This is a genomic window from Sphingomonas sp. BL-S-05 (assembly GCF_055521695.1).
On the sequence record NZ_CM145499.1, the window covers coordinates 803,356 to 820,521 of the forward strand.

Annotated in this window: 17 protein-coding genes and 1 tRNA gene; 6 read left to right on the forward strand and 12 right to left on the reverse strand. The window is 67.3% G+C overall.

All coding sequences use genetic code 11. The features are described from left to right. Positions 1–106 precede the first annotated feature (106 nt). Positions 107–862, forward strand: coding sequence for a UTRA domain-containing protein (locus tag ACZ1JS_RS03470; protein ID WP_465167727.1), 756 nt, complete (start codon positions 107–109; stop codon positions 860–862). Between the two features lie 136 nt (positions 863–998). On the opposite strand, the gene ACZ1JS_RS03475 is transcribed toward ACZ1JS_RS03470, so the two are convergent. Next, positions 999–1,075, reverse strand: a tRNA-Arg gene (locus ACZ1JS_RS03475). 56 nt (positions 1,076–1,131) lie between these two features. Between ACZ1JS_RS03475 and ACZ1JS_RS03480 the strand changes: the two genes are divergently transcribed. Then, complete coding sequence (locus tag ACZ1JS_RS03480; protein WP_465167728.1) at positions 1,132–1,881, forward strand: queuosine precursor transporter; 750 nt, start codon at positions 1,132–1,134, stop codon at positions 1,879–1,881. A 1-nt stretch (position 1,882) separates the two neighbouring features. On the opposite strand, the gene purQ is transcribed toward ACZ1JS_RS03480, so the two are convergent. Both purQ and purS read right to left on the reverse strand, forming a co-directional pair. Further along, positions 1,883–2,551, reverse strand: a complete 669-nt coding sequence (purQ, locus tag ACZ1JS_RS03485) for a phosphoribosylformylglycinamidine synthase subunit PurQ (protein WP_465167729.1) — start codon at positions 2,549–2,551, stop codon at positions 1,883–1,885. Next, a complete protein-coding gene (gene purS, locus ACZ1JS_RS03490; RefSeq protein ID WP_242116258.1) occupies positions 2,548–2,778 on the reverse strand; it encodes a phosphoribosylformylglycinamidine synthase subunit PurS in 231 nt (76 codons plus the stop codon). The genes purQ and purS overlap by 4 nt, the downstream gene beginning before the upstream one ends. 132 nt (positions 2,779–2,910) lie before the next feature. On the opposite strand from purS, the gene ACZ1JS_RS03495 reads away from it, so the two are divergent. Together ACZ1JS_RS03495 and ACZ1JS_RS03500 are read left to right on the forward strand one after the other, a co-directional pair. Then, on the forward strand, positions 2,911–3,390 hold the full coding sequence (locus tag ACZ1JS_RS03495; RefSeq protein WP_465167730.1) for a PH domain-containing protein: 480 nt from the start codon (positions 2,911–2,913) through the stop codon (positions 3,388–3,390). Continuing rightward, positions 3,384–4,808: a PH domain-containing protein gene (locus ACZ1JS_RS03500; RefSeq protein ID WP_465167731.1), complete on the forward strand. Its 1,425-nt coding sequence runs from the start codon at positions 3,384–3,386 to the stop codon at positions 4,806–4,808. The genes ACZ1JS_RS03495 and ACZ1JS_RS03500 overlap by 7 nt, the downstream gene beginning before the upstream one ends. On the opposite strand, the gene ACZ1JS_RS03505 is transcribed toward ACZ1JS_RS03500, so the two are convergent. The 6 genes from ACZ1JS_RS03505 to ACZ1JS_RS03530 form a co-directional block, all read right to left on the reverse strand. Beyond that, on the reverse strand, positions 4,797–6,062 hold the full coding sequence (locus tag ACZ1JS_RS03505) for a cell wall hydrolase (RefSeq protein WP_465167732.1): 1,266 nt from the start codon (positions 6,060–6,062) through the stop codon (positions 4,797–4,799). The genes ACZ1JS_RS03500 and ACZ1JS_RS03505 overlap by 12 nt on opposite strands. Then, positions 6,059–6,979 carry a cysteine synthase A gene (gene cysK, locus ACZ1JS_RS03510; RefSeq protein WP_345876786.1) on the reverse strand — a complete coding sequence of 307 codons (921 nt, stop codon included), beginning with the start codon at positions 6,977–6,979 and terminating at the stop codon, positions 6,059–6,061. The genes ACZ1JS_RS03505 and cysK overlap by 4 nt, the downstream gene beginning before the upstream one ends. Further along, positions 6,976–8,304, reverse strand: coding sequence for an MFS transporter (locus tag ACZ1JS_RS03515; protein WP_345876787.1), 1,329 nt, complete (start codon positions 8,302–8,304; stop codon positions 6,976–6,978). Before ACZ1JS_RS03515 ends, cysK begins: the two co-directional genes overlap by 4 nt. 112 nt (positions 8,305–8,416) lie before the next feature. Continuing rightward, positions 8,417–9,244, reverse strand: coding sequence for an alpha/beta fold hydrolase (locus tag ACZ1JS_RS03520; RefSeq protein WP_465167733.1), 828 nt, complete (start codon positions 9,242–9,244; stop codon positions 8,417–8,419). Positions 9,245–9,328: 84 nt separating this feature from the next. Continuing rightward, on the reverse strand, positions 9,329–9,520 hold the full coding sequence (locus ACZ1JS_RS03525) for a hypothetical protein (RefSeq protein ID WP_465167734.1): 192 nt from the start codon (positions 9,518–9,520) through the stop codon (positions 9,329–9,331). Positions 9,521–9,623: 103 nt separating this feature from the next. Further along, positions 9,624–11,900: an ATP-dependent helicase gene (locus ACZ1JS_RS03530; protein ID WP_465167735.1), complete on the reverse strand. Its 2,277-nt coding sequence runs from the start codon at positions 11,898–11,900 to the stop codon at positions 9,624–9,626. A 192-nt stretch (positions 11,901–12,092) separates the two neighbouring features. On the opposite strand from ACZ1JS_RS03530, the gene ACZ1JS_RS03535 reads away from it, so the two are divergent. Next, entirely contained in the window at positions 12,093–12,395 is a 303-nt protein-coding gene (locus ACZ1JS_RS03535; protein ID WP_465167736.1) for a UrcA family protein, read from the forward strand. 116 nt (positions 12,396–12,511) lie between these two features. Then, positions 12,512–13,777, forward strand: a complete 1,266-nt coding sequence (locus ACZ1JS_RS03540) for an MFS transporter (RefSeq protein WP_465167737.1) — start codon at positions 12,512–12,514, stop codon at positions 13,775–13,777. A 2-nt stretch (positions 13,778–13,779) separates the two neighbouring features. Here ACZ1JS_RS03540 and ACZ1JS_RS03545 read toward each other — a convergent pair whose 3' ends face one another. The 3 genes from ACZ1JS_RS03545 to ACZ1JS_RS03555 form a co-directional block, all read right to left on the reverse strand. Next, complete coding sequence (locus tag ACZ1JS_RS03545; protein WP_465167738.1) at positions 13,780–14,979, reverse strand: GGDEF domain-containing protein; 1,200 nt, start codon at positions 14,977–14,979, stop codon at positions 13,780–13,782. 67 nt (positions 14,980–15,046) lie between these two features. Further along, positions 15,047–15,601, reverse strand: a complete 555-nt coding sequence (rsmD, locus tag ACZ1JS_RS03550) for a 16S rRNA (guanine(966)-N(2))-methyltransferase RsmD (protein WP_465167739.1) — start codon at positions 15,599–15,601, stop codon at positions 15,047–15,049. After that, positions 15,601–17,127 carry a pseudouridine synthase gene (locus ACZ1JS_RS03555; protein WP_465168623.1) on the reverse strand — a complete coding sequence of 509 codons (1,527 nt, stop codon included), beginning with the start codon at positions 17,125–17,127 and terminating at the stop codon, positions 15,601–15,603. Before ACZ1JS_RS03555 ends, rsmD begins: the two co-directional genes overlap by 1 nt. Between the last annotated feature and the right edge of the window lie 39 nt (positions 17,128–17,166).

The following is a 17,166-nucleotide window of genomic DNA, read 5'->3' on the forward strand; positions in this document are numbered from 1 at the left end:
GAAGCATCCGCCGGATGTTCCCGGTCGCCCGTTCGGGGCGGAGGGTTGAGCATCGCTGCCATGCGGTCTAGCAGCAGCGATCGTTCGCAGAGGTCGCACATCGTCGATGCCATCGGGACTGACATTGCTGGGCGCGCGCGGGGTGGAGGACGGTCGTCCGCATTATCTGACGCTACGCGACCAGATCGCAAACGCGATCGCGATGGGAAAGCTACCGGCCGGCGCACGCCTGCCGTCGGAACGCCAGTTGCAGACCGACACCGGCACCGCGCGCGGGACGATCCGCGAGGCGCTGTTCCAGTTGGAGGCCGAGGGGCTGATCTATCGCCGCGACCGCAGCGGCTGGTATGTTTCGCCACCGGCGATTACCTATGATCCGACCCGCTGGACCGGCTTCATGGCCTATGTCATCGAACAGCAACGCGTCCCGTCGACCGAGGTGCTGTCGATCGACAGCATGGCGGCCTCTTCCGGGGTGGCGGACATTTTCCGTGTCGCTCCGGGTACGCCGCTGCATCATGTCACCCGTCGACGCTCGATCGACGATCGTGCCGTGCTGATCGAACGGATCGTCGTCAATCCCGCCCTTGCTCCGGGGCTGGAGCGGCATGATCTCGCCAATTCGCTCACCCGCATTCTCGGCGCCGAATATGGTCTGACGGTGGTACGCAACCGGGTCGACATGCGCCCCTGCGCGCTGACCACCTCGATCGCCGATATGCTTTACGCCAAGCCCGGAACCCCCGGCCTGCTCGTGGTTCGGACCAGCCTCGATGCCGATGGGCGGGTCGTCGAATACGATCACGAATATTGGCGCCACGACGCTATTCGGGTGCATGTCGATCTCGACATACGATCCTGACGACGCGCAATCCGCACTGTGCGCCATTCGGTAAGATGGTTCACCCGGGCGCCGCCATCGTCGGCCAGTCGCTTGACCAGAACGATCGAGGCGAGAATGCCCATGTCGTTATCCTGAAGTCGATACTGCGGCTGTATGGCGCACCCGGAGGGATTCGAACCCCCGACCAAGGAGGTAGAAGCTCCTTGCTCTATCCAGCTGAGCTACGGGTGCCCGGCGCTTCGTTAGCGTGGATTGCGACGGAGCGGAACCGCTATCATAACGCCGCCATGCACGAACCGTTCGATCCCCCCTTGTCCCGAATCGACGCCGATACGCTTCCGGCGCAGGGGTTTCGCCATTTCGATATCGTCATGGCGGCGTTCGTCGCCATCCTGTTGCTGTCGAACATCATCGGCGCGGGGAAGGTCGCGGCGATCGATATCGCCGGCACGCCGTTCGTGTTCGGCGCGGGCATCCTGTTCTTTCCGGTGTCCTATGTGATCGGCGACGTGCTGACCGAAGTCTATGGCTATGCCCGTGCGCGACGGTGCATCTGGGTCGGGTTCGCCGCGCTGCTGTTCATGGCGTTCATGGCGGCCACGGTCGTCGCCATGCCGCCGGCGCCCGGCTGGGTCGGGCAGGGTGCCTATGAAACCGTGTTCGGACAGGTGCCGCGCATCGTCTTCGCCTCGATCGCCGCCTTCTGGGCCGGCGAGTTCGTCAACGCCTATGTCCTTGCCCGGATGAAGATCTGGACGGGCGGCCGCGCGCTATGGACCCGTACGGTCGGATCGACGGTGGTGGGGCAGGCGGTCGACAGCGTGATCTTCTATCCGCTGGCGTTTGCGGGTGTCTGGCCGACGCAGCAGGTATTGACCGTCATGGTGACCAACTGGGCGATGAAGGTCGGCTGGGAAGTCGTGCTGACGCCGGTCACCTATGCCGTGGTCGGCTGGCTGAAGCGGCGCGAAGGCGTCGACGTGTTCGATGCCGCGACCGACTTCTCCCCCTTTGCGGGCGAGCGCCGGTCGCGGTAGTTCAGGCGCCGACTCGCGCCAGCAACCCTTCGAACAGCGCGCGACCGTCGCGGCCGCCATGCGCGGCTTCGATGCGCCGTTCGGGGTGCGGCATCATGCCCAGCACATTGCCCCCGGCATTGACCAGTCCGGCAATGTCGCGCGCCGATCCGTTGACCGGCTCGGCATAGCGGAACGCCACCTGACCCTCGCCCTCGATCCGGTCTAGCGTCGCATCGTCGGCGACATAGTTGCCGTCATGATGCGCCACCGGCACGCGGATCGTGTCGCCGGGGCGATAGCCGCTGGTGAAGGCCGATTTGGTCTCGCCCACGCGCAGCGCGACGTCGCGACAGACGAAGGACAGGCCGCGATTGCGCATCAGCGCGCCCGGCAGCAAACCCGCTTCGGTCAGGATCTGGAAGCCGTTGCAGATGCCGAGGACCGGCAGACCCTTGCCCGCCGCATCGACCACCGCGCGCATCACCGGCGAGCGTGCCGCGATCGCGCCCGAGCGCAGATAGTCGCCATAGGAGAAGCCGCCCGGCACCGCGACCAGCCCGATATCGTCCGGCAGGTCGGTGTCGCGGTGCCACACCATGGTCGGCGCGGTGCCGGTGACCGATTCCAGCGCCACCGCGATGTCGCGGTCGCAGTTCGACCCCGGAAAGACGATGACGGCGGTCTTCATGCCCGTTCGACCCGATAGTTTTCGATCACCGTATTGGCGAGCAGCTTGCGGCACATCGCATCGATCGTCTCGTCGTCGGTGCCATCGGCTACCTCCAGTTCGATCAGCTTGCCGACCCGCGCTTCGCCCACGCCCGCAAAGCCGAGCGAGGCCAGCGCATGTTCGATCGCCTTGCCCTGCGGATCGAGTACGCCGTTCTTGAGCGTCACGACGATGCGGAGTTTCATGGGAGTTGCCTCAAGTCCGAATGGGGAGTTGTCGCGGGCGCTATGGCCCCCCATGCGTCCGCGCACAAGAGGCGTGGGGCACCGCCGCCGGATTCGCTTGAGCGCGCCGTATTGCCTGCCTATCACACTGCGATGGACCACATGCCCCTTTCGCTCGCGCCGCTCGACCGGCGGTTCGTCACCGTCCTGCGCTGGCGGGCAGCGGTGACCGCCCTCATCATTCTGGTCGTCGGCGGTGTGGGGGAGGCGATCCTGTATCGACAGGGCTGGCCGAACGGGATCGCGGGGGCCGTGGCGATCGCCATCGCGCTGTGGCTGGTCGGGATCGCGCCACAGCGTCGCTTCGTCCATTGGGGGTTCGCGCTCGACGAACGCGAACTGCATATCGCGCATGGCTGGCTGACACGGGTGCATACCATCGTGCCGATCGGCCGGGTACAGCATATCGACCTGACCCAGGGGCCGATCGAGCGCGGATGCGGCGTCGCGACCCTGGTCCTGCACACCGCCGGTACCGACCATAGTCTGGTCACCGTGCCCGGCCTGGCCCGCGAACAGGCCGAAATGGTCCGCGACCGCATTCGCAGCGCGATCGAAGCATCGCCGTGGTGAATGAGGGGCCGCGCCGGCTGCATCCCGGCACCATCGCGCTGCGCATCGTTACCAAGGCACCGCAACAGGTTGCCGGACTGGTGGCGCTCGCCGCGGCCACATCGCGTTCCGGCGTCGGTGTCATGCTCGGCATCGTCGCCGCGCTGGTGATCGGGGCGGGGCTGTTTACCTGGATACGGTGGCGATCCTTCACCTACACCATCGCCGATGGTGCGTTGACGATCGCGGACGGCGTTCTGCATCGCAAGCGCCGGTCGATCCCGTTCGAACGCATCCAGGACGTGTCGATCGACCAGAAGCTGCTGGCGCGACCGTTCGGGCTGGCGCGGGTGCGGATCGAGACCGGCGGTGGCGAAGCGGACGAGGCGACGCTCGACAGTGTGACGCTGAGCGAAGCGGCGCGGCTCCGCGCGGTTCTGCGCGGGACCGTGCCGTCGGTCGTCGTCGATGCCGCCGCGGAGGCACCGGTACGCGACGTCGTGTTCGCCATGTCGCCCCGGCGGGTCCTGACGATGGGGGTGTTCGGTTTCTCGCTGGTCTGGGTCGGTCTGTTGTTCGCAGGTTTGAATCAGGTCGGCGACGTGATCGGATGGAACTGGATCGATGTCCGCGACTGGGCCGGTGTCGCGCGGCAGGAGGCGATGGCGCTTGCCACGCCGTTGTTCGCGGCGATGGCGGCAGTCGTTGCGGTGCTGGTCGGCGCGATCAGCGGCGTCCTGCGCACCCTGCTGGTCGAATATGGGTTCCGGCTGGAGCGCGAAGGCGATCGGCTGCGTCGGGTCCGGGGCCTGGCCACCCGGACCGAAATCGTGCTGAGCCTGCGCCGCGTCCAGCTTGCGCTGATCGAACGGGGCATGGTCAGCGGGCGGCTGGGCTGGAACGGGCTGCGGTTGCAGACGCTGGGCGGCAGCGACGATGTCGGCGGGCGGCAGACCGTCGCTCCGTTCGCGCGCGAGGATGAGGTTGCGCAGGTGCTGGCGGCGGCGGGCTATGCCCCGTTCGATCCGCTGCCGCTCCGCCCGGTCGCGTTCGGGCACGTCGTACGGACCGCGATCGTGCGCGGCGGGGTGCCGTTGATCGTGGTGATCGCCGCGACATTCTTCCTGCCGCTGGCGGGGTTGGCGCTGCTGCTGGTGCCGATCCCGGTCGTCCTCGCCGTGCTGGCGCGGCGGCGGCACCGCTATGCGATCGTCGGCGATACGTTGCAGGTGATGCGCGGCGTCCTGTCCAAACAGGTGTGGATCGTGCCGCTCGCCCGTATCCAGGCGGTGTCGGTGCGGCGGTCGGTGTTGCAGCGGCTGCTCGGGTTGGCGACCGTCCATGTCGATACGGCCGGTGCCAAGGGGTTGGGCCGGCCGAACATCGTCGATGTCGCGATCGACGATGCCGAGCGGCTGGCCGCGACCCTACTCCGCTGACGGGGCGGCAACCGGATCGCCGGTCCGGCGTACGCCCGAAAGCGGCGGCACCTCGCTCCGCGCGGCGGGTGGCGGGGCGGGCAGGGCGCGGCGCATGCACGATGCGGCGGGCCGCGAGACGAGCTGGCAATTCCACAACTGTTTCTCGACGCCCGCACCCCGATCGCGGAGATAGCTGAACGACATGGTATTGAGCGCGGCTGGCTCCCATGCCAGCCCGGCACGCGCTGGGACGGCGACGGGATCGCGCCACCCGAGGAACTTGCACCGCGTCCGCTCGCCACAGGTCGCTTGCGCAAGGGCCGGCCATTTGTCGGGGGTCAAGCTGTCCAACGGCACGAGGAAGGTGACCGGGTCGTCGCTGCTCGGGCGGGGCAACGCGGCGGGGGCGAAGCTGCCGGTCAGCACGCCCGCCTCCTGTTCGACCGCCAGCACTTCGGGCAGCTTGTGCGCGGCGGAATAGGGCGCAAGCTGTTCGATCCGCGGCTCGACCGTGCCGACCACCCGGCGGAATGCGCCCGGCGTGCCCCACCATCCGGCCCAGCGGAAGAACAGATGCGTGTCGACCGCCGCGATCTTGTCGAGGCTCGATTGCCAATAGGGGACGACCCAGTCGGTATGGTAATGCGTCGCATAGCCGACCGGCGCATAGACGCTGCCCGCCAGCGCCGCCGCCGCGACCTTGCGCGCACGGTCCCAAAAGGGCTGCGGATAGACGCGGGCGAGCGCACCGTCGCAGGTGAAGGTGAACTGGCAACCGGTGGTCCGTTCCGACCCCTGAAACACCACGCCGCACACGCTCTTGGGGAAGGCCGGATGGCGCAGCCGGTTGAGCACGACCTGCGCGACCGCGCGCTGCCCCTTTGCGTCATCGCCCGCTTCGTAGAGGACGGCGGCGGCAAGGCAGTCGGTCGCGCGGGTGCGGTTGTCGACGTCACCGGTAAAGCGGAACGGCCGCGCCGCCGGATTGGGACCGGTAACGAACGGCACCTTCGCATTGAAGACACGGGCGTCGTCCGGCTCCAGCGCACGATATTCGATCGGTTCGACCGGGGGAGGGGGTGCTTCGGGCGACGGCGCTGCCGCCTGCCGCCGTTGCTCCTTCTGTTGTGCGGCAGCGCGGTTCGGCGGGGTCGACCGGATCAGGATCGCGGGCACGGCGACCGCCGCGACCGACAGCGCCACGAGGACGCCGTCGACCGCGATCGATCCGCTGCCGATCCTGCTTCGTTCGACCACCGCCGCGTCGCTCATTGTTCGGGCAGGAAGTCGGGGACCGACAGATAGCGTTCGCCGGTGTCATAGTTGAAGCCCAGCACACGGACGCCATCGGGCAAATCGGGCAGCTTCTGCAGGATCGCCGCCAGCGTCGCGCCCGACGAGATGCCGACCAGCATCCCCTCTTCGCGCGCCGAGCGTCGTGCCATGTCCTTGGCCACACCGGCATCGACCTTGATGACGCCATCGATCGCGCGGGTGTGGAGGTTGGCGGGGACGAAGCCCGCGCCGATGCCCTGGATCGGGTGCGGACCCGGCTGCCCGCCCGAGATGACCGGCGAAAGGTCGGGCTCGACCGCATAGACCTTCAGATTCGGCCACTGCGCCTTCAGCGTCTCGGCGACGCCGGTGATATGGCCGCCGGTGCCGACGCCGGTGATGATCACGTCGATCGGCGCATCGGCGAAGTCGTTCAGGATTTCCTGTGCGGTGGTACGTACATGGACATCGATGTTCGCAGGATTTTCGAACTGTTGCGGGATCCACGCATCCGGCGTCTCGGCCGCGAGTTCATGTGCGCGCTCGATCGCGCCCTTCATCCCCTTTTCGCGCGGGGTCAGGTCGAAGGTCGCGCCATAGGCCAGCATCAGCCGGCGGCGCTCGATGCTCATGCTCTCGGGCATGACGAGGATCAGCTTGTATCCCTTGACCGCCGCGACCATCGCCAGCCCGACGCCGGTGTTGCCGCTGGTCGGTTCGATGATCGTGCCGCCGGGCTTCAGGTCGCCCGATGCCTCGGCCGCCTCGATCATGGCGAGCGCGATGCGGTCCTTGATCGACCCGCCGGGGTTCGACCGTTCGGACTTGATCCAGACCTCGGCATCGCCGAACAGCCGGCGGACGCGGATATGCGGCGTATTCCCGATCGTTTGCAGGATGGTATCGGCCTTCATGGCTGGGTCTCCTTAGCCGTGACTTCGAGATCTTTGGGGGGCGTGAAGCTACGCGCGGCGCGCAGTTCGGGGAAGAGTTTCGACCAGAGCATGGTGACGCCGATCGCCAGCACCCCGCCGCCCGCGACGGCCACGACCGGCCCGACCAGCGCGGCGAGGAAGCCCGAGCGCGCCTCGCCCAGTTCGTTCGAACCCGATACGAACAGGGTCGACACCGCACCGACCCGCCCGCGCATCGCGTCCGGCGTGTGCAGTTGGATCAGCGACTGGCGGACATAGACCGAAACCATGTCGGTCGCCCCGACCACGAACAGCGCGGCGAGTGCCAGCAGCACGGCAGGCGCAAAGTCGCTGCCGATCGCCGCCTGCCCGAAAAGCGGGAGCAGCAGCGGCGCGGACAGGCCGAACAGCGCGGTGGCGGCGCCGAAGCCCATGACCGACAACAGCATCTTGGCGCCGACCTCCTTCGACAACGGCTTCACCGCGAACACCGCGGCGACGACCACCGCGCCCAGCGCTGGCGCGGCGCGGAGATGGCCGAGGCCGTCCGCGCCGATCTGCAGGATATCGCGGGCATAGATGGGCAGCATCGCCGTCGCTCCGCCCAGCAGCACCGCGAACAGGTCGAGCGAGATCGCCCCGAATACCAGCCGGTTACGCCGGACATAGGACAATCCGTCGAGCATCTGCCGCCACGGATTGGCCTTCCCGGCGATCACCGCGCGCGGGATCGGCGGGATCAGGAACAGCATGGCCAGCCCGAACAGGAACAGCCCGGCCGACACCGCATAGGGGACGTAATGGCCGGCGGCATAGAGATAGCCGCCCATTGCCGGCCCCAGCACCGATCCGCCCTGCCACGCGATCGAACTCATCGCGATCGCCGTCGGCAATACGGCTGCGGGGACCAGATTGGGGGCGAGCGCCTGCAACGCCGGCCCGGCAAAGGCGCGCGCGACGCCTAGCATCGCCGCGACGAAGAACAACCACGGCAGGGTGATGCCGCCGCTATAGGTCAGCCAGGCGAGCAGCAGCGCGCAGCTCCCCTCCAGCGCAACCGATCCGCGCGCGATCCAGCGCCGGTCGATCCGGTCGGCGACCCAACCCGCTACCAGTGACAGGACAAGCAGCGGCAAAAACTGCGCCACGCCGATCAACCCAAGCTGAAACGCCGATTGCCGGATCGTCATCGTCTCGCGGGCGATGTCGTACACCTGCCATCCGATGACGACGACCATCGCGATCTGCGCCAGCGTGTTCGACAGCCGGGCGAGGAAATAGGCGCGAAACGCGGGGATGGCGAAGGGGTGCGGGGACGCGGACATGGGGTGGGGGTTTAGGTCCGCTGTTGGGCCGGGGCAATGCAGATCGGCTTGGGGGGTATTGGTTTGGGCTTTGGCGGCGTCATCCCGGCCTGCGCCGGGATGACGCCGGTCGTTACCGCCGCCCGAGGAACGACAGCAGGTCGTCGGTCAGCCGGTCGCTCTCGGTCGCGAACAGCCCATGCGGTGCGCCGTCATATTCGATCAGTTCGGCATTCGGCAGCGCCTTCGCCAGCGCGCGGCCGGTCGCGTCGATCGGCACGGTCTGGTCCGAGGTGCCGTGGATGATCAGCGTCGGCACGGTGATCGACGGCAGGTCGGGGCGGAAGTCGGTGGTCCCGAACGATTCGGCACAGGCCAATGTCGGCTTGAGACCCGCGAGCATCGCCGTGTTCCACGACAGGTCGAGCACTTCTTCGCTGACCGGGCTTGTGATGAAGCCGACCCCGTAGAACTGGTCGAAGAAGGTGCGGAAGAATTTGGGCCGATCCGCCTTGATGCTATCGGCGATTTCCTGAAGCTGGTCCTGCGGCATGCCATCGGGATTGTCGTCGGTCTGCAGCATATACGGTACGACCGACCCGATGAAGCCGACCCGGCTGACGCCCTTGCCGTCATGGCGCGACATATAGCCCGCGACCTCGCCCCCGCCCATCGAGAAGCCGATGAGTGCCGCATCGTCGCTGACGCCGGTTTCGGCCATTACATCGGCCAGATCGTCGGACAGGCTGTCGTAATCATAGCCCGACCAGGGCTGATCCGACCGGCCGAAACCGCGCCGGTCATAGGCGATGACCCGATATCCGGCATCGGCCAGCGCCATTGCCTGTGGGTCCCAGCTATCGGCCGACAGCGGCCAGCCATGGATCAGGATGACGGGGCGACCCTGTCCCCAATCCTTTACGAACAGGTTGGTACCGTCGCGGGTCTTCACATAGGGCATCGATCAATCCTTGTCCGGGAATGGCTCGAACTGAACGACCGACATGCGCGCGGGTTGCCTGTCGCCGCGCCTTCGTACGGCGCATCAACCGCGTGGAACGATCCCCAGTATCGGCGAAGCGGGTCGGCCGCGCTCGGCATCCTGCAACATCACCGAGTAGCGCTCCGCCATTTCGCGATGGACGCGGCGTACTTCCGGGAGCAGCGCGTTGTCCGCGCGTGTCCGGGCCTCGTCCAGCCGGCGGCGGTAATATTCGGTATTGTCGATGATCGACATCGGAACCTCCTGACGGTCCGTAGTTTGCCGATCGAACAATATAGCAAGATGGAAATCGGGTCGCTGACATACGTTAAGCACGGCTTTGTCGCGCACCGACACATCAACCTGGCGTCACGAAACTGTCGAGCACCCGCTTCGGTCCAGCGCTCTCGAACTGTACTTCCAGCTTGTTACCCTCGATCGTCTCGATCGTGCCGTAACCGAATTTCTGATGGAACACGCGTTGCCCGGTCGACAGATCGCTGCGCCCTTTATTGCCGAGGCTGATCGCGCTTGCCCGTGCCTCGACCACTCGCGACGGAGTGGTGGTGAAGCTCGACCCTTGCGATGCGGCGCGCTGCCAGCCCGGACCGCGCCCCGTCCCGCGCGCGACGTCGGCGAACGGGTCGGCCCGCTCGCTCCAATTGGCACGCCACAGGCTCTCGCCACCCGCCATGGTGGTTTCCGTCTCGATATGCTCGGGCGGAAGTTCGCCGACGAACCGCGACGGCAACGACGAATTCCACTGACCATAGATGCGACGATTGGCGGCATGGAACACCACCGCCAGCCGCCGCGCGCGGGTGATCGCGACATAGGCGAGGCGACGCTCTTCCTCCAGCGACGCGGTGCCGCCTTCGTCGAGCGAACGCTGCGACGGGAACAGCCCTTCCTCCCAGCCGACGCAGAATACGGTGTCGAACTCCAGCCCCTTGGCGGCATGGATGGTCATGATCGTGACCTTCGGCTCCTCCGCCGACGCCTCATTGTCCATGACCAGCGAGACATGTTCGAGGAACGCACCGAGCGACTCATATTCCTCCATCGCCCGGACGAGTTCGGTCAGATTCTCCAGCCGCCCGGCGGCCTCGGCGGTCTTCTCCGCCTGATACATGGCGGTATAGCCGCTTTCGTCGAGCAACTGCCGCGCCAGTTCGGCATGGGGCAGGCTCTGCGCCATGTCGCGCCAGCGTGCGAAGTCGCCGACCAGACGCCCCAGCGACTTGCGCGCCGCGCCGGTCAGTTCGTCGGTGTCGAGGATTCGCGCGGCGGCGGTCATCAGCGAAGAGCCGGTAGCGCGGGCAAAGCGGTGGACGGTCTGCACCGCCTTGTCGCCCAGTCCCCGCTTGGGCACGTTGACGATCCGTTCGAAGGCGAGGTCGTCGGCGGGCTGGTTCACCACGCGCAGATAGGCGAGCGCATCGCGGATCTCGGCGCGTTCGTAGAAGCGGAAGCCACCGACGATCCGGTACGGCATGCCGATGCCGATAAAGCGTTCTTCGAACTCGCGCGTCTGGTGCTGTGCGCGGACTAGGATCGCGAACTGGTCGAGATTCTTGCCGTCGCGTTGCCCGCGTTCGATCAGCTCGCCGACGCGGCGGGCTTCCTCGGGTCCGTCCCACACACCGATGACGCGGACCTTCTCGCCGACATCGGTTTCGGTCCACAGCGTCTTGCCAAGCCGCCCACCATTATGCGCGATCACGCCCGATGCCGCGCCCAGGATATGCGGGGTCGACCGGTAATTCTGTTCCAGCCGGACGATCTTCGCGCCCGGGAAATCCCGCTCGAACCGCAGGATATTCTCGACCTGCGCACCGCGCCACGAATAGATCGACTGGTCGTCATCGCCGACGCAGCACAGGTTGCGGCGTTCCTGCGCCAGCAACCGCAGCCACAGATACTGGACGCTGTTGGTGTCCTGATATTCGTCGACCATGATGTAGCGGAAACGCTGCTGATATTGCGCCAGCACCTCGCGATGCGTGCGCAGGATCGTCAGCACATGCAGCAACAGGTCGCCGAAATCGCAGGCATTTACCGCCTTCAGCCGGTCCTGATATTGCTGGTACAATTCGCCGCCGCGTCCGTTGGCGAAGCGTTCGCTTTCGCCCGCATCGACATCGGCCGGGGTCATCCCCTTGTTCTTCCATCCGTCGATCAGCCCGGCCAGGCTGCGCGCCGGCCAGCGTTTCTCATCGAGGTTCGCGGCGACGATCAATTGCTTGAGCAGTCGCAACTGGTCGTCGGTATCAAGGATGGTGAAGTTGGATTGCAGCCCGACCAGCTCGGCGTGCCGCCGCAGCATCTTGGCACCGATCGCGTGGAAGGTGCCGAGCCACGGCATCCCCTCCACCATGTCGCCGACCAGCCGCCCGACGCGCTCGCGCATCTCGCGTGCGGCCTTGTTGGTGAAGGTTACCGACAGGATTTCGGACGGGTACGCCTTGCGGGTATAGAGCAGATGCGCCAGCCGCGCGGTCAGCGCCGCGGTCTTGCCGGTGCCTGCGCCCGCCAGCACCAGCACCGGGCCGTCGGTAGTCAGCACCGCGTCACGCTGCGGTTCGTTCAGCCCGCGCAGATAGGGCGGATCGGCAGGAGTGGGAACAAGCGACATCGCCGAACAGGTAGGGAACGAAGCCCGACGCCACAAGCAATGAAATTGTTTCGGAACCGTCATCGTCCTGCCATCGACGGTTCGCTGCGTTGCAACAATTTCGGTCTAGCAGCGCGTTGCCGGCGGACGGCGGCGTCCGATTCGTGGACGACTGCTGCCGCGACGGGCACCGAATTCGCAGGAGCTACCATCATGACCATTCGTATCGTCGCCCTCGCGGCGACCGCTTTCGCGTGTCTGACGTCCGTCGCCCATGCCGAGGAGCGCGAAACCGTCTCGGCTCGCGTGTCCTATGCCGGACTGGACCTGACCAAGGCCGAGGACCGTCGCGTGCTCGACGCGCGTATCGACCGTGCGTCGCTCAAGGCCTGTCGTTCGAACGTGCTCGGCCTACGTCGGATCGCCGACGAAAACCGCTGCCGCGCCGAAATGCACCGCGACGGCCAGGTCCGGGTCGCGCAGTTGCAGCCGGTGACTGTCGCCAGCGCGAAGTAAAGGGTGCGGTTCGCCACCCCGGCCCCGGTGCCGGGGGCGGCTATATGAATAGTTGCGTAGCGTTGCGTGTTCAGGAAACCTTCTTGCGCAACGGTGCCAAATCGTTAGGCGGGGGCATGACAAGCCTCCGCCCAATGCTGGCCCATCGCCGCATCCTGATCGCCAGCCTGATCGGGACCTCGGTCGAATTCTACGACTTCTATATCTATGCGACCGCGGCGACCCTCGTCTTCGGATCGCTGTTCTTTCCGTCCGAAAGCGCGTCGGCGCAGTTGATGGCCAGCTATCTGTCCATCGGTCTCGCCTTTGTCGCGCGGCCGCTCGGAGCGGTCGTGTTCGGCCATTTCGGCGACCGGCTCGGCCGCAAGTCGACGCTGGTCGCATCGTTGATGCTGATGGGCGGATCGACCCTGCTCATCGCGTTCCTGCCGACCTATGCACAGGTCGGTTGGGTGGCGCCGCTGCTGCTGTGCACGCTGCGGTTCGCGCAGGGTCTGGGGCTGGGCGGCGAATGGGGTGGGGCGGCATTGCTCGCGGTCGAGAATGCGCCGCCCGGCTGGCGCGGACGGTTCGGCATGGTCCCGCAACTCGGCGCGCCGGTCGGCTTCATCGCCGCCAACGGGCTGTTCCTGCTGCTTGGGCTGACCCTGTCCGAGGCCGACTTCCTCGCCTGGGGCTGGCGCCTGCCGTTCCTGTTCAGCGTCGCGCTGGTCGGGCTGGGTTTGTGGGTCCGGGTTAAACTTACCGAAACCGCCGCATTTGCGCAGGCGCTGGCGCATGAAGCGCCGCCGAGCGTCCCGATCGCCGAACTGGCCGACAGTCACTTGCGCGCGACCCTGGCCGGCACCTTCGGCGTGATCGCCTGCTTCGCGCTCTATTATATCGCGACGACCTTCGTGCTCGGTTACGGCACCACCACGCTCGGCTATTCGCGCGGTGCGTTCCTGCAGACGCAGCTGGTCGCGATCCTGTTCATGGCGCTGGGCATTGCGCTTGCCGGCTGGCTGTCGGACCGTTCGACGCCGACGCGGGTGCTGGCGGGCGGCTGTATCGGCGTGGTGCTGGCGGGTGGCCTGCTCGGGCCGATGATCGGCGGCGGATCGTTGTTCGTCATCGGGGCGTGGCTGTCGTTCGCGCTACTGATGATGGGCTTCGTCTATGGTCCGCTCGGCGCGTGGCTGCCCGCGCTGTTCCCGGCGCGCGTGCGCTATACCGGTGCGTCGATGGGGTTCAATATCGGCGGCTTGATCGGCGGCGGCCTGACCCCCAGCATCGCCCAGGCGTTGTCGATCGATTACGGCCTGTGGTCGGTCGGCATGGTACTGGCCGGGGCGGGGGTGGCCAGCCTGATCGGCCTCGCGCTCGTTCCGCGTGCCCGCTGACGTCAGCCGGTCCGGCTGACCCGGCTCGGTTCGGCGTTCGGTTCGACGCCGACCGGATCGGGTACCGGCAGGATGCGGTTGCGCCCGGCATCCTTCGCGGCATAGGCGGCGCGATCGGCGCGTTCGAGCAGGCTGTCGATCGTGTCCGCCGGTTCCAGCACCGCCAGCCCGGCGCTGATCGTCACCGCCGGCAGATGCGAGGAGGTTTCCGACAACGCCGTCCGCACTGTCTGCGCGCTCAGCCACGCCCCGCGCAGCGTCGTGCGTTCGAGCAGCGCGACGAACTCCTCCCCGCCCAGCCGGCCGACCGCCGCGCTCGCGGGCAGGCGATCGGCGAGGATCCGGGCAAAGGCGCGCAGCACCGCGTCACCGGTGGCATGGCCGTAATTGTCGTTGACCCGCTTGAAATGGTCGAGGTCGAACAGGATCGCCGCCAATGGTTGCTGGCGCGCGCGGGCATCGGCCATCATCGCCTGTGCCCGCCGGTCGAATCCGCGCCGGTTGGCGATGCCGGTCAGCGGATCGGTCTCCGATTCGGCGATCGTCCGCCCCATCGCCCCCTGCACGACCAGCAACAGCGCCAGCAACCCGACCGTCACGATCAGCACCCCGCCGACCGATTGCGACAGCAAGGCATAGCTGCTTGCGGCATAGGCGATCGGCGTCGCGCCGGATCCAAACGCCGCCGCGAACAGCGGCTTGATGATGAAATAGGTTGTCATCAGCGCCAGCGCGATGCCGAGCGCCAGCCATAGCGGGTCGCGCCGCCGCCGCACCGCGTCGACCGCGATGAACGTCGCCAGCGCGGATCCGGCCATGAAGGGCGACTGGAACGCCAGCTCGTACCACAGCTCGTTGCGCGGACCGTCCCAGATCGCCGCCCGCAGCAGCGTGCCGCACAGGATCAGCAGCGCAACCGCCCGCCATGGCCGCCGCCGCCCCGCCATCAGTGCCAGCCCCGGCAGCAGCATCGATATGCTGACGAGGAACGATCCGTAGCTGAGCATCAGGAACGGCGTCGTGAACGGCGTCAGCCGGACGCCCAGTTCGCTGAGCGGCGTCAGCCCGCCGATCAGGTAGGTCAGCGCGAAATAGGTGACGTAACGCTGTCCCGGATAGGACAGGCGGATGATCGCGAATGTTACCGCAAACAGGCCGGCGACGACCGCATTGACGATCAGGGCATAGACCGCACTATCCATCCTTTCTCGTCCGGTACCCGTCTTTGCCTCGTCTGCTAGCGATCTTCGCCGCGAACGCGCCGGTCCGTCAATCCCCGTCGTTCATAGCAAGTCGCAATAGCGTTATCTTGGCCTTGCCATAGACACGCTCGGCATCGACCGTGAAGCGGGGCAGCTCGATCGGCTCGGCCTTGGCGGTTTCGATGCTGACCCAGGTCGCCGGCCCGATCCAGCCGAGCCGCGCCAGCTTGTCCGCCGCCACCGCGCCGGCGCCGCTGCCATAGGGCGGGTCCATCATCACCACGTCGAGCGGACGCGGGGCGGGGCCCAGCGCCAGCACCGAGGTCGCGCGCACGTCGCCGCCCGCCGCGTCCAGCTTGGTCAGATTGGCGCGCAGCGCGTCGAGCGCCGCCCGGTCCTGTTCGACGAACAGGCACGTCGCGGCACCGCGCGACAATGCCTCGATCCCCAGGGCGCCCGATCCGGCGAACAGATCGGCGACCGCCAGTTCGTCGAAGCTGCCGACCCGGCTGGCCAGCATCGAAAACAGTGCCTCGCGCGTGCGATCGGCGGTGGGACGGGTCGCATCGCCCTTCGGCGCGACGATCGGCCGGCCGCGCCACATGCCCGATATGACCCGCATCAGCGCTTGCCCCCGCCCGGACGGCCGCCTTTGGGCTTACCCTTGGCGGGCTTGTTCGAGGGCGCGGCCTTGGCCCAGCCGGTCGGCTTGCGCTTCGGCCGGTCAACGAAGCTCGCCCGGTCGGCATCGGCCGCCTGTTCGCGCGTCATCCGCTTTTCGACCGGGCCGCGTGCGGCGTCGCCGCGCTCGACGCGTGGTTTGCGAGCGACTCCGTCATAGCCCGGCCGATCGGCATGGGCGGCGGCACGGCGCGTGCGGGCATTGTCGGGCCGCTCGCCATAGGCCCGTCGGTCGCCCAGTCCCGGCTGACGCCGTTCGGCGGGCGTCTGCCCCGCCTGGGTCAGCGGATCGAAGCCGTCGCGCCGTTCGACCGGGCGTTCGGTCGCATGGGTGCGCGGACCGACCCGGCGCTGATCCGGGCTGCGCGACCGATCGCCGAAACCGGCACGCTCCGGCCGCGTGCCGAAGCTGCGCCGTTCGGCGTCGCCCTCTGGCCGCGAACCGAAACTACGCCGTTCGCCATCGCCTTGCGGACGTCCGCCGAAGCTGCGCCGCTCGCCGTCCCCCTGCGGCCGGCCCGGACCGTCGCGGTCGGGACGGCGGCCGCTAAAGCCCGACCGTTGCCCGTCGCGTTCGGTCCGGGGTCGCCGTTCGTCGAAGCGCGCCGTCGCCACCGGTTCGGGACGCGGCAACGGCGTCGCGCGCTTCCATGCCTTCAGTGCCGCCGGATCGGCGCCTTCGGGAGTCGGCTTGCTGGTCGGCTTGTTGGCCAGCGTCTTGCGGAACGCGACCAGTTCATGCTGCTTGATCTCGTCCACCTCGCCCTCGGGCAGGTCTTCGAGGAAAAAGGGACCGTAGCGCGTACGGATCAGGCGCGACACCTTCAGCCCCAAATGTTCGAGCACGCGGCGAACCTCGCGGTTCTTGCCCTCGGTCAGCGTCATCTCGATCCAGGTATTGGTGCCGGTGCGCCGTTCCAGATTGGCGTTGATCGGGCCATAGCGAACGCCCTCGATCTCGATCCCCATCATCAGCTCTTCGAGCGTCTGCTGGCTGATCTCGCCATAGGCGCGCGCGCGATAGGTTCGCTCGACCCCGGTCGCGGGCAGTTCCAGACGGCGTTTCAATTCGCCGTCGGTGGTCATCAGCAACAACCCCTCGGTATTCAAGTCGAGCCGCCCGACCGGGATCAGGCGCGGCAACCCCTTGGGCAGCCGGTCATAGATCGTCTCGCGCCCGGCCCCGTCGCGCTCGGCGGTCAACGTGCCGGCGGGCTTGTGAAAGCGGAACAGCCGGGTCGGTTCGGGTGCGGCCACCGGCGCCCCGTCGACGGTAACGCCCTTCAGGTTGGGCAGGATGGTCGCGGGCGTTTCGAGGACGACGCCGTCCAGCGCGACGCGACCGGCGGCGATCATGCGTTCGATGTAGCGGCGCGATGCAACGCCGGCACGCGCCAGCAGCTTGGCGATTCGCTGGCCTTCACGGGGGGAATCGGTCGTGGATTCGGGTGGGGTAACGATGGTCAGGGTATCCGTTTGCGGCGATGCGACGAAAGTTTCAGCCGA

Bases quoted from the DNA above. Each gene is read 5' to 3' on its own strand.
- ACZ1JS_RS03470 (WP_465167727.1), top strand. From the start codon at position 107: ATGCCATCGGGACTGACATTGCTGGGCGCGCGCGGGGTGGAGGACGGT.
- ACZ1JS_RS03480 (WP_465167728.1), top strand. From the start codon at position 1,132: ATGCACGAACCGTTCGATCCCCCCTTGTCCCGAATCGACGCCGATACG.
- purQ (WP_465167729.1), bottom strand. From the start codon at position 2,551: ATGAAGACCGCCGTCATCGTCTTTCCGGGGTCGAACTGCGACCGCGAC.
- purS (WP_242116258.1), bottom strand. From the start codon at position 2,778: ATGAAACTCCGCATCGTCGTGACGCTCAAGAACGGCGTACTCGATCCG.
- ACZ1JS_RS03495 (WP_465167730.1), top strand. From the start codon at position 2,911: ATGGACCACATGCCCCTTTCGCTCGCGCCGCTCGACCGGCGGTTCGTC.
- ACZ1JS_RS03505 (WP_465167732.1), bottom strand. From the start codon at position 6,062: ATGAGCGACGCGGCGGTGGTCGAACGAAGCAGGATCGGCAGCGGATCG.
- cysK (WP_345876786.1), bottom strand. From the start codon at position 6,979: ATGAAGGCCGATACCATCCTGCAAACGATCGGGAATACGCCGCATATC.
- ACZ1JS_RS03515 (WP_345876787.1), bottom strand. From the start codon at position 8,304: ATGTCCGCGTCCCCGCACCCCTTCGCCATCCCCGCGTTTCGCGCCTAT.
- ACZ1JS_RS03520 (WP_465167733.1), bottom strand. From the start codon at position 9,244: ATGCCCTATGTGAAGACCCGCGACGGTACCAACCTGTTCGTAAAGGAT.
- ACZ1JS_RS03525 (WP_465167734.1), bottom strand. From the start codon at position 9,520: ATGTCGATCATCGACAATACCGAATATTACCGCCGCCGGCTGGACGAG.
- ACZ1JS_RS03530 (WP_465167735.1), bottom strand. From the start codon at position 11,900: ATGTCGCTTGTTCCCACTCCTGCCGATCCGCCCTATCTGCGCGGGCTG.
- ACZ1JS_RS03535 (WP_465167736.1), top strand. From the start codon at position 12,093: ATGACCATTCGTATCGTCGCCCTCGCGGCGACCGCTTTCGCGTGTCTG.
- ACZ1JS_RS03540 (WP_465167737.1), top strand. From the start codon at position 12,512: ATGACAAGCCTCCGCCCAATGCTGGCCCATCGCCGCATCCTGATCGCC.
- ACZ1JS_RS03545 (WP_465167738.1), bottom strand. From the start codon at position 14,979: ATGGATAGTGCGGTCTATGCCCTGATCGTCAATGCGGTCGTCGCCGGC.
- rsmD (WP_465167739.1), bottom strand. From the start codon at position 15,601: ATGCGGGTCATATCGGGCATGTGGCGCGGCCGGCCGATCGTCGCGCCG.